A 12,523-nucleotide genomic window follows, 5' to 3' on the forward strand; every position below is an offset into this window, starting at 1 on the left:
TTAAAAGAATTAGATTATGAAAAGATATAGGCTATTTATTTGTGTACTATTAAGTTTTTGGGCATCAGCTTCAACATCGGTAATGGCACAAGGAGGCGATCAGATCTTAGACGGAATTGGTGAGACAGGTTTAATTGCGCGCTATATATTTGACGGAAATGCAAAGGATTGGTCAAGAAATAATTTACACGGAAAAATTCAGGAATCGCAAGCCAAGTTTGTCAATGACGAGCAATTTGGTAAAGTACTTTCTTTACCAGCTGATGCAAAAGCCTTTGTTACCCTTCCGGGTGAAGCTTTACTAGGTGAAGAATCTGTTAGTATTACGGGCTGGATTTTTCTGCGATCTAAACAAAAAGGTCAGCGATTTTTTGATTTTGGAAAAAACACCAATGCTCATTTTTTTGTTGAACCAATAGCAATTGATGGCTCGGGTTTTGAGGCGGAAATCAGTAATGGTGCAGGAGCAAAATACAAAACAAATTCACCAGCCCTTGAAACCGATAAATGGTATCATGTAGCAGTTGTAATCAATATTCCATCGAAATCTATTAGTACTTATGTAAACGGATTGCGTGTAAGCGAAACTAAAAATGTAGCATTAAATTTAGATCAGATATTCGATACTAAATCAGGGGATAAAAATCTGCTTTACATTGGGAAATCACTAGCAGATGGTCCTTCTCTTAATGCGAAACTGCACGATTTCAGAATCTATAGAGTTCCATTAAACGAAAAACAAGTTGGCAGAATCTATCATAATTCTTTAAAAGACAACCAGGAAGAAGAAACAGAAGAAGAACAGGCCAAAGATCTTCCGTCGTTTTCTAAAACAAGTCCACAATTGTATAATCAGTATTTAACCAGTGTATCAGACATTACAGTAGAAACTGGAGTTGGATATCTTCCGCGATTACCAAGTTATATAAAAGGAGTTTACAAAGATGGCGTTCAGGGCCCGGAAGTGCGGGTAATTTGGCCTGCACCAACAGACAATAGTCAGGTATTAAAAACAGGTCAATATACCGTGACAGGAACGATTCCCGGAACTGATTTAAAACCAAAAGCTCTTGTAAAAGTAATTTCGGCAAAAGAAGCTGCAACACCAGAACGTAAATTAGAAGTTTTTCATCTCGATCAGGTGTCTTTAAATAATAATCTTGACGGTAACCAGACAAAATTTATAGAAAACCGTGATAAATTTATCACAACACTTGCGACAACAGATCCGGATTCTTTTCTGTATATGTTCCGTAATGCTTTTGGGCAGGAACAGCCAACAGGAGCAGAACCGCTTGGTGTTTGGGATACGCAGGAAACCAAATTACGCGGACACGCCACCGGACATTACCTGACTGCCATTGCTCAGGCTTATGCAAGTACGGGTTATGATAAAACGCTTCAGGCTAATTTCAAGGAAAAAATGGAGTATATGGTGAATACACTATATCAGTTAGAACAGTTATCCGGAAAACCAAAAGAGGCTGGAGGTAAATCTGTGTCAGATCCTACAGCTGTACCTTTTGGTCCCGGAAAAACTAGTTATGATTCAGATTTAAGTCCGGAAGGTATTCGTACCGATTATGAAAATTGGGGAAAAGGATTCATAAGTGCCTATCCGCCGGATCAGTTTATTATGTTGGAAAACGGAGCAACTTACGGAGGACAAAAAACTCAAATTTGGGCACCTTATTATACATTGCATAAAATTCTTGCCGGTTTAATGGATGTTTACGAAGTAAGCGGAAACGAAAAAGCGCTCGAAACAGCCAAAGGAATGGGAGACTGGGTATATGCCCGTATGAAAAAGCTACCAACAGAAACCTTGATAAGTATGTGGAACCGATATATAGCGGGAGAATTTGGCGGAATGAACGAAGCCATGGCAAGATTGTACCGCATAACAAAAGATCTTCATTATCTGGAAGTAGCCCAATTATTCGATAACATTAAAGTATTTTACGGCGATGCCAAACACTCACACGGATTGGCTAAAAACGTAGACACTTTCCGTGGATTGCATGCCAATCAGCACATTCCGCAAATTATGGGTGCGCTTGAAATGTATCGTGATTCTAATACACCGGAATATTACAACGTAGCAGATAACTTTTGGTACAAAACCGTAAACGATTATATGTATACAATTGGAGGCGTTGCCGGAGCAAGAAATCCTGCCAATGCAGAATGTTTTATAAGTCAGCCTGCTACGATTTACGAAAATGGTTTTTCATCAGGGGGTCAAAATGAGACTTGCGCGACTTACAATATGCTGAAACTAACAGGAGATTTGTTCCTGTATGATCAGCGTGCCGAGTATATGGATTACTACGAACGCGGACTTTACAATCATATTCTGGCTTCTGTAGCACAAGATAGTCCTGCCAATACGTATCACGTACCGTTACGACCGGGTTCGGTAAAACAGTTTGGAAATGCTCACATGACGGGTTTTACTTGTTGCAATGGAACAGCGATTGAGAGTAATACAAAATTTCAGAATTCGATTTATTTTAAAAGCGCAGATACCAACACATTATATGTCAATCTCTACGTTCCATCTACTTTAGAATGGACAGAAAAAAAGGTGACAGTGGTACAAACAACTGATTTTCCTAATGAAGATTTTACCCGATTGACCATCAAAGGAAATAGCAAATTTGATATTAAAGTTCGTGTACCACATTGGGCAACCAAAGGATTTTTTGTCACCATTAATGGAAAACAGGAAAAGGTAAAAGCCCAACCTGGAAGCTATCTTACCTTAAAACGCAATTGGAAAAATGGAGACATAATTGAGTTGCGCATGCCGTTTGAGTTTCACTTAGAATCAGTAATGGATCAGCAAAATATCGCCAGTTTATTTTACGGGCCAATATTGCTTGCAGCGCAGGAACCGGAACCAAGAAAAGATTGGAGAAAAGTAAACTTAGACGTTAAAGATATCGGCAAATCAATACAAGGAGATCCTAAGAAATTAGAATTTGCTATCGACGGAATTGTTTACAAACCATTTTACGAAAGCTATGGCCGTCATTCGGTTTATCTGGATGTTACGCTGAAATAAAAAGTTCGCCGCGAATTAATTTAAAAAAAATCGCCACGAATTCCATGAATTAGCACGAATTATTTTTTATATCTATCTCAAATTCTTAAAATATTTTTTTTTAAAACCATAAAAATTAGTGATAATTCGTGGCAAAGAAACAGTTGTAATTCTGGCATTAAAATCATCAAATCAATACTATGAAAAAATATTTTCTAACCCTTTTTTTATTTTTAGCAATGGCAGCTCAATCATTTGCAAACGATCTCATTGATGTTATAAATACTTTTCAGGCAGATAAAACAGCCTTGCAGAATTTTTATTCAAACAATGAATCAGAAGAATATTATGTACGCTTTTCAAAATTTTACGATGATTGGTCCAAGACAATAAAAGCCATTGATTTTAAGAATCTATCAAAAGACGGGAAAGTAGATTATTTGCTGCTTAAAAATATAATCGATAAAGAAAATTACTTTTTACAAATCGAATATAAATCCTATAAAGAAATAGCTTCCGTATTGGATTTTTCAGGTGATATCAATGTTTTTATCAAAGAAAGAAGAAGAGGAAAAAGATCCGTTTCAAGTCAATTAGCAAAAGCGTTTGATCTTGCCGGAACGAGTATTGATAAAAAAACAGAGTTATTAAAAAACAAACCTTTCAAAGATTGGTTTGCAGCAGACAAAGCAGCGAAGACAGTCGTTGCTTTCGAGAAATCACTCAAAGAAGCTTATGAATTTTATTATAGCTATGATCCTGATTTTACTTGGTGGATGCAGAAACCATATAAAAACCTATCAGAAAAACTTAAAATTTATGAAGATTTTCTACGATCAAACTATTCTAAAACAAGCGTAAAAGACGACGGAAGCGGTATTATAGGAAAACCAATTGGCAGAGAGGCTGTCATCAAAAGTTTATCGTATGAATATATTCCGTATTCGCCAGAAGAATTGATAGCTACGGCACAAAATCAATTTGAATGGTGCAAGAAAGAAATGATCAAAGCTGCTACAGAATTAGGTTACGGAAGCGATTGGAAAAAAGCGCTGGAACACGTAAAAGACACTTACGTTCCTGCAGGCGAACAACCGCAAGCCATAACTGATTTATACATTCAGTCGGTTAAATTTATCGAAGACAGAGATTTAATCACCTTGCCGGATTTGACAAAAGAAACCTGGCAGATGATTATGATGACACCGGAACGCCAGAAAATAAATCCGTTTTTTACAGGAGGATGGGAAATCAGTATTTCGTATCCAACCGAAGATATGGATCAGAAAGACAAGCTGATGAGCATGCGTGGCAATAATCCGAACTTTTCGTTTGCAACGGTACAGCACGAATTATTGCCTGGACATAATTTGCAGTTTTTCATGAACAGCCGTTATAAATCGTATCGTCAGCCTTTTGATACTCCGTTTTGGATGGAAGGCTGGGCGTTGTATTGGGAAATCAACCTTTGGAACAAACAATTTCCGCAAACGCCGGAACAGAAACTAGGAATGTTATTCTGGAGAATTCACCGTTGTGCCCGAATCATTTTTTCATTAAAATACCATTTGGGCGAAATGACACCACAGCAATGCATCGATTTGTTAGTCAACGAAGTTGGGCACGAAAGAGCGAATGCAGAAGCAGAAGTCAGACGTTCTTTTGCCAGCGGAGACGCACCCTTGTATCAGGTTGCTTATATGACGGGAGGATTACAATTTTATGCTTTAAGAAATGAATTACTCGCCAAAGGATGGACAGAAAAACAGTTTCACGACCGTGTTTTAAAAGAAAATATAATGCCGGTAGAAATGCTAAGAATTATACTGGAAGATCTTCCTGTTGATGAAAATTATAAAACGAATTGGAAGTTTTCGACTGATTTTAAATAATGAAAAGAGCGTAAAGTCTGTCATTAAAAATATAAAAAAATAAGGCTGAAAAGTCGGTTTAAAGGGATTAAAATAATAATAAGAAATATGAAAAAAATAACATTATTAGCTGTGATGATTTGTTGCTCAATTGCTTCAAATAATCTGCAGGCGCAGGAGTATTGGGATAAAATTAAAGCCGAAAAATCAACACTGGAAATCGATAAGGGATATCTTAATTTAAGTACCAAATCATTTCAGCTTAAATTATTAAAATCATCTCAAACCGTAGCCGCTTTGTCTCCCGTAGTAGATAAAACTTTTGATTTTACTCCCGGTGACCGACTTTCGATCAGGGATAAAGACGGACTTTACCATCTTGGAGATATTAATTTTAGAATTAAAGATGCCAGTGGTGCCTGGAAAAATTATTCCAGTGCTGCCAAACGTGCTTCGGTAAAAGAACTATCCGTTTCAGGAACTACATTGGCAGCAGCAGATCTTTCAAATACTTTTCCGGCAGGAACTCCGCTGACGGTAAAGCGTTATTATGAAGATAAAAACGGAGATTTAGTACTGCGTTTTGAAATTACTAATAATTCAGCATCAGCAATAGAAATTGGAGCTTTAGGAATTCCTATGGTTTTTAATAATATTCTGGAAGGAAAATCACTGGATGATACTCACGCTCAAAATGTATTTTTTGATCCGTACATAGGAAAAGATGCGGGTTATCTTGAAGTAAAAAGATTAAGCGGTCACGGTCCTGCATTGTTATTACTTCCTGAAGAAAATATGCCATTTGAAGCCTATCGTCCGCTATTGGATGATATTACACCAAGAAGTATTGTATTTGAAGGATTTCATGAGTGGATGCCGTTAAGTAAAGCATACGCTGAGAACGAATGGAAATCAGCAGAACAATGGAATACACCAACTTCGTTAACACTTGCGGCGGGAGCTTCGAAAAACTTTTCTTTAAAATTAGTACTGGTGGATGAAATTAAAAACATTCAAAAAACATTAATCGAAAAAGAACGCCCTGTAGCGATAGGAATTCCGGGATATGTATTACCGGAAGATGTGGACGGACAGCTTTTTTTACAATACAAAAAAGCCGTAAAATCCTTTAAAATTGAACCGGAAGGCGCTTTGAGAATCGAGGCAAAAGGAAAAAATGAAAAAGGATATTTTCAATATAAAGTAAACGGAAAAAAATGGGGCAGAGCCAGACTAACTGTAACTTATGAAGACGGCTTAGAGCAAGCGATAAACTATAAAGTAATAAAATCCGAAAAAGATGTCGTGGCAGATTTTGGTCATTTCTCGACAACAGCACAATGGTTTGATGAGAAAAACGATCCTTTTCACAGAAACCCATCTGTAATCTCTTACGATTACGAAACCAAAAAACAAATAACTCAGGACAGTCGTGTATGGATTTCAGGTTTAAGTGACGAAGGCGGAGCAGGCGGCTGGTTGGGCGCTATTATGAAACAATTGATCGAACCCAATAAAGAAGAAATCGTAAAACTGGAACATTTTGTCGATAAAACACTTTGGGGAGGAATTCAATACAATACAGCCGATACGCTTAAATATGGAGTTAAAAAAAGTGTTTTTTACTACGAACCTACTTTAATGCCGGAAGGAACTTATAGTAAAGAGGTGAATTATAAAACCTGGGCAGCATGGGACAAAAAAGGATCGGATGATCCGGGAAGATCTTACAATTACCCTCACGTTGCCGCAGCACACTGGACGATGTATCGTTTGGCCAGATACCACAAAGGTTTGGTTACGAATCATACTTGGGATTGGTACCTGAAAAATGCTTACGAAACCAGTATTGCTATGACAACACTGGCGCCATATTATGCTCAGTTTGGACAAATGGAAGGAACGGTTTTTCTTTTAATTTTAAAGGATCTAAAAACTGAAGGATATACTGAAATGGCTAATAATCTGGAAGCCAAAATGAAAGCCAGAGCCGATCATTGGAGAACACTTAATTATCCTTTTGGGAGCGAAATGCCATGGGATTCTACAGGTCAGGAAGAAGTATATATGTGGTCGGATTATTTTGGATACAATGACAAAGCAAAGATCACGCTTGATGCTATTTTAGCCTATATGCCAACAATGCCTAACTGGGCGTATAACGGAAACGCGCGCAGGTATTGGGACTTTTTGTACGGTGGAAAATTGTCAAGAGTAGAGCGCCAGATTCATCATTATGGATCAGCTCTTAATGCGATTCCGGTTTTGGAACAATTCAGAAAAACACCGGATGATTTTCATTTACTAAAAGTAGGTTACGGAGGATTATTAGGAGGAATTTCTAATATTACCGAGGATGGTTTCGGACCTTCAGCATTTCATTCTTATCCTGAAACGCTTAGAATCGATTATTTATCCGGAGATTATGGTTCAGGTTTCTTTGGTTATGCCGTAAATACAGCCACTTTTATAACCAATGAAAAAGATTTGGGCTGGTTGGCTTTTGGAGGAAATCTAAAAGAAAAGGGCGATGAAGTTGAAGTAGAAATTACAACAGCGGCAAAATCTAAAGTATATATTGGTGCCAAAAAAATATGGTTAACATTAGACGCGGGAACGTTTCAAAAAGTAAGTTACAATACCAAAACAGGTGCAGTTAAAATTACTTTAGATCCCAAAAATGCCTATACTCCAGATGCTTATTTAAGAATTGATCAGGATGTAAAATTGTCTTACGAAAAAGTAAGAGGCGCTTATAAAATTGCATTGAAAACGAAAGCGATTCAAATTAAATTATAAAGATGTAATGAAGCAAAAATCAAAAAAACACTTTTTCAAAAAAATACTATTTACTGTATTTGGAGTACTTACGGGTTTACATTCCGGTGCTCAAAATTTCGATAAATTTTTCCCGAAAAAAGACCTGACCACAGTTGGGGTATATTATTACCCTGAACATTGGGATCAGAGTCAATGGGATCGTGATTTGAAAAAAATTGCCGAAATGGGTTTTGAATTCACTCATTTTGGCGAATTTGCCTGGGCACAATTAGAACCTCAGGAAGGTGTTTATGATTTTAAATGGCTGGATAAAGCGGTTGAAATTGCGGCAAAATACAAGCTGAAAATTATTATGTGTACTTCGACAGCCACTCCTCCGGTATGGCTCGTTCGCCAGCATCCGGATATTCTTTCAACTTATGAAGATGGTACCAAAACCGATCACGGTTCGAGACAACACGCATCATTTTCAAGTAATTATTATCGAAGCTATTCGCTGAAAATGATTGAGCAATTAGCCAAAAGATATGGCAATAATAAAAATATCATCGGCTGGCAGGTCGACAATGAACCGTCCCGTTTTCTGGATTATGGAGCAGATGCACAACAGCGTTATCGCAATTGGCTAAAGCAAAAATATACCACTATTGATGCCTTAAATCAGGCTTGGGGAAACAATTTCTGGAGCGGAACTTATTCTGACTTTAATCAAATTAATATTCCGTTACACAAAGAATGGGGAATGAATCTGCATTCTCAATTAGATCATTATCGATTTGCCGACGAGGAAACGGCAACTTTTCTGGACAGCCAGGCAGTTACCATACGAAAACAGGTAAGCAAAGACCAATGGATTACATCTAATTACAGATCCAACTATGATGAAAGTTTTGTTGGAATGAGTAAAGAACTCGATTTTGATTGTTATACACGCTATTTAGTTTACGGAGGAAGTTTGGGCATCGGATCAAAAGGATATCGTTTAGGCGATTACGCGAGTATAGGAATGTCGAATGACTTTTTTCGCCCTCTGAAAGGCATGTATGGTTGTATGGAATTACAGCCGGGACAAGTAAACTGGGGAAGTATTAATCCGCAGCCTTTGCCGGGAAGTATCCGTATGTGGTTGTGGCATGTTTTTGCCGGCGGAAGTAAATTTACCTGTACCTATCGTTTTCGCGCGCCATTGTACGGTTATGAGCAATTTCATTACGGAATTGTCGGCACCGATGGAGTAACGCCAACTGTTGGCGGAACAGAATTTCGCCAGTTTATAAAAGAAATTGATACACTGCGAAAAAAATACGATGCTAAAGCGACATTGCCGGATTACTATTTAAAACGTAAAACCGGAATTTTATTCAATGCTGATAATGTGATGGGCATTGAGCTAAACAAGCAAACAAAAGAATGGAATACATTAGGACATTTTTCAAAATATTATAAAGCGACAAAATCTTTTGGCGCGCCGGTTGACTTTGTGCGCGATACAACTAATTTCTCTAAGTATCCCTTTTTGATAGTGCCTGCTTATCAGATGATTGATCAAAAAATGATCGATAAACTAACACTTTATGCTAAGAATGGAGGGAATTTAATATTGAGTTGTCGCTCCGGAATTCAAAACCGTCAGGGACATCTTTGGGAAGCGAAATTTTACGAACCTATGTGGAATTTAATTGGATCTCAAATAGAATCGTATGATCTTTTAATGCCACAATCGCCTGGTACAATTAAATTTAATAATCAGGAATTTGCTTGGACAAGTTGGGGTGATTTATTGAAACCCAATAAAGAAACAGAAGTTTGGGCCACCTACGAAGGAGATTTTTACTCCGGGACGCCCGCTATTATTTCGCGTACTTTAGGTAAAGGAACCGTTACCTATATTGGCTTAGATTCTAAAAACGGCGAACTTGAAAAGCAAGTATTGAGAAAGTTGTACCAAAAACAAAATGCTCCCATAGAAAATTATCCCGAAGGCATTATGGTGGATTATCGTGACGGATTTGGTATTGCGGTCAATTATTCAGATAAAATATACAACATCAATTTACCGGAAAAGACAAAACTTATTATTGGTACAAAAGCAATAAAAACTGCTGATGTACTGGTTTGGAAATATTAATAGAATTAATTGAAGCCAAGTTAATAATAGGTGTCAGGCAGAGCGTCCCGAGAGTTCGGGACAAGCCCTGTTTGTTTAAATAGTGAGCCGCCTTTAGTTAAAAAAAACTATGTTTCTATATGTTTAAAATTTTCTCGCAGATTTGGCAGATTTAGCAGATTTTTTAAAATTTTCAGCCGTAGTATATAGATTTAGTGCGCTGTTTTAAAAAAAAATCTTTTTACATCTTTTTTAATAAAGTCAAACCAAGACTTCCTAAAATAAATCTGCTAAATCTGCCAAATCTGTGAGAGAAAAATATGCACACAATTTTAAAATCAATATAGAATAAATGTGTCAAAATAATTATATCCAAAACAAAAGCTCTTCAAATAAATAATAATTACAATGCTGAAAAAGAAACTATTTTACAGTCTTATTGCACTTGTTTTTACAGGAAATATTTTTGCCCAAAAAGATATTCCTGTAAACACGCCCGGAGCTCAAAATCCTATTTTGCCGGGGTGGTTTGCCGATCCTACCATTAAAAAGTTTGGCGATATTTATTATATCTATGCCACGACAGATAATGAAATGCTGGCATCGGGCGCACCTGCAGTCTGGTACAGTAAAGACTTTAAAAACTGGTACAATTATATCATGGAAATTCCGTCTTTTTCGGCAAAATCGATTACGAATTTCTGGGCTCCGGATATTGTAGAAGGAGACGATGGGAAATATTATTTGTATTTTGGAAATTGTGAAATAGGCTGTAATATTTACGGATATGTTTCAGACACGCCTGTTGGCCCTTGGAAAAAATTAAGCGAAAAGGATGTTCCCGTAATTTCAAACGGATATCCACGAGAAGGTTATCCGTCTCTGGATGCACAATTTTTTAAAGATACCGATGGTAAAATCTACGGATATTGGGGAACCTGGGTACACTACAATGGCGGATATGCTGTGGGTGAATTAAACAAAAAAACAATGGGTGAAATGGTTCATTCAGCCAATATTCCTTTAGCGCAAACTCCGGAACCTTTTGAAGCCGCTTATATGATGAAAAAAGGCTCTAAATATATCTTGCTGTATTCCGGAGCTTCTTGTCATGATGAAACCTACAACGTTCGCTATTCCTATTCTGATTCTCCTTACGGACCTTTTACGCCTGGAAAAAATAACCCAATTCTGAGTACGAATGAAGATAAAAGTGTGCACGGTCCGGGACATCATTCTGTTTTAAAAGAGAATGACGATTACTACATCGTGTATCATAAACACGATTATCCTATGACCCGGGGCGGACTTGCCAGACAGGTTTGTATCGATAAAATGATTTTCGAAAATGATTCGACTATAAAAAAAGTAGTACCCACAAGTAAAGGTATAAATGATCTTGTAAAATATACTGTACCTGAGGATATTGGTTTTGTTAAAACAACAACAGCATCATCTTATTATCACTTAAAATCGACCCAATACGATTACGAATATAAACCTTCGTATGCGACAGATGATAACAATGCCACAATGTGGAAAGCAGCGAACAACACATCGCCTCAGGATTTAACCATCGATTTGGGAACGGTTCAAACCATAAAAAGGGTGATGACGCAATTTGAATTCGCGAGTTATTATTACCAATACAAACTAGAATATTCTGTAAACGGAAAAAACTGGTTGGTCTATGCTGATCAATCTAAAAATCGTACAGCAGGAAGTCCAATGATTGATGATAATGATGTAACGGCACGTTATATAAAACTAACCGTTTTAGCGACGGAAAAAACCGGATTGTATGCAGCAGTTTGGAACATCAAAGTCTATAGTTCGTTATTTGATCTTCCGTTAACATTAAAAAATGTATTATCAAAAATACTTCCTGCCGTAAAAAGCACTAAGAAATTGTTAGTTGATCTTGATGCGTCTAAAATAGCGAACAATTCAGTTATAAATACCATTTCGAATAAAGGTTCGATTGGCGGAACTTTCACCAAAAGTGACGAAATAACTTTAGAAAAGCCGGACGGAATTAAAGCTTTTCATTTTAAAAATGGTGCATTGACATTAGATAAAGCAGTTCCAAAATCTTTAGCCTGGAATGGTTCTTATAGCGTTGCGACTTGGGTTAAAAATCCTGACGTTGCCAAAGAAGGAGAAATTCTGGCATCATGGTGCGATCGCAATGAATTTAATTTAGCCAATTCGTACAATGCTTTGGCATACAACAGCGGAAGTTATGGCGCCGGAGTACATTTAGACGGTCATTTTGATATGAAATTTAATAAAGTTCCCGAAGCTAATAAGTGGCATCATATCGTTTTAACTTTTGATGGCGTAGTAGAGAAAATATATGTAGATGGTGTTGTCGATAATTCGCAAACGATGCTGTTATCTTCTGCAATTGACAAAGCTAAAATTATCATTGGAGCATCAGATATTGGAGAAAATTTCTCTGGTTTTATGGCTTCTTTGCGTTTGTACGATTATGCGCTTAATGCAAAAGATGTATTGGAAGTAATGAAACAAACAAAACCTAAAACTGAATTCAATTAATTTAAACACATAGAAACATAGATTTTATGGTTTTGGAAAAAAAGTAAATCAAAAAGAAACAAGTTTCTCAAACATAGTCCCGAAGCATCGGGATGTGTTGATGGAAGTGGAACGTCTTTTTTGAGTTCAATGATACTATGTTTCTATGTGTTTAATTAA

The 12,523-nt window shown here is 37.0% G+C and carries 5 protein-coding genes; all 5 read left to right on the forward strand.

Translation table 11 applies throughout. The features are described from left to right. The first annotated feature begins 16 nt into the window (after positions 1–16). Entirely contained in the window at positions 17–3,067 is a 3,051-nt protein-coding gene (locus GIY83_RS06805; protein WP_208685915.1) for a beta-L-arabinofuranosidase domain-containing protein, read from the forward strand. A gap of 179 nt (positions 3,068–3,246) precedes the next feature. Further along, the gene (locus GIY83_RS06810; protein ID WP_208685922.1) at positions 3,247–4,938 is read left to right on the forward strand and encodes a DUF885 family protein; all 1,692 of its coding nucleotides are present in this window, start codon (positions 3,247–3,249) and stop codon (positions 4,936–4,938) included. A gap of 87 nt (positions 4,939–5,025) precedes the next feature. Next, positions 5,026–7,716: a DUF5695 domain-containing protein gene (locus tag GIY83_RS06815; protein ID WP_208685924.1), complete on the forward strand. Its 2,691-nt coding sequence runs from the start codon at positions 5,026–5,028 to the stop codon at positions 7,714–7,716. A 7-nt stretch (positions 7,717–7,723) separates the two neighbouring features. Beyond that, positions 7,724–9,826, forward strand: coding sequence for a beta-galactosidase (locus GIY83_RS06820; RefSeq protein ID WP_208685926.1), 2,103 nt, complete (start codon positions 7,724–7,726; stop codon positions 9,824–9,826). 387 nt (positions 9,827–10,213) lie between these two features. After that, a complete protein-coding gene (locus GIY83_RS06825) occupies positions 10,214–12,364 on the forward strand; it encodes a family 43 glycosylhydrolase (RefSeq protein WP_208685934.1) in 2,151 nt (716 codons plus the stop codon). Positions 12,365–12,523 lie beyond the last annotated feature (159 nt).

The sequence above is a fragment of the Flavobacterium sp. SLB02 genome (assembly GCF_009664855.1).
Taxonomy (GTDB): Bacteria; Bacteroidota; Bacteroidia; order Flavobacteriales; family Flavobacteriaceae; genus Flavobacterium.

Bases quoted from the DNA above. Each gene is read 5' to 3' on its own strand.
- GIY83_RS06805 (WP_208685915.1), top strand. From the start codon at position 17: ATGAAAAGATATAGGCTATTTATTTGTGTACTATTAAGTTTTTGGGCA.
- GIY83_RS06810 (WP_208685922.1), top strand. From the start codon at position 3,247: ATGAAAAAATATTTTCTAACCCTTTTTTTATTTTTAGCAATGGCAGCT.
- GIY83_RS06815 (WP_208685924.1), top strand. From the start codon at position 5,026: ATGAAAAAAATAACATTATTAGCTGTGATGATTTGTTGCTCAATTGCT.
- GIY83_RS06820 (WP_208685926.1), top strand. From the start codon at position 7,724: ATGAAGCAAAAATCAAAAAAACACTTTTTCAAAAAAATACTATTTACT.
- GIY83_RS06825 (WP_208685934.1), top strand. From the start codon at position 10,214: ATGCTGAAAAAGAAACTATTTTACAGTCTTATTGCACTTGTTTTTACA.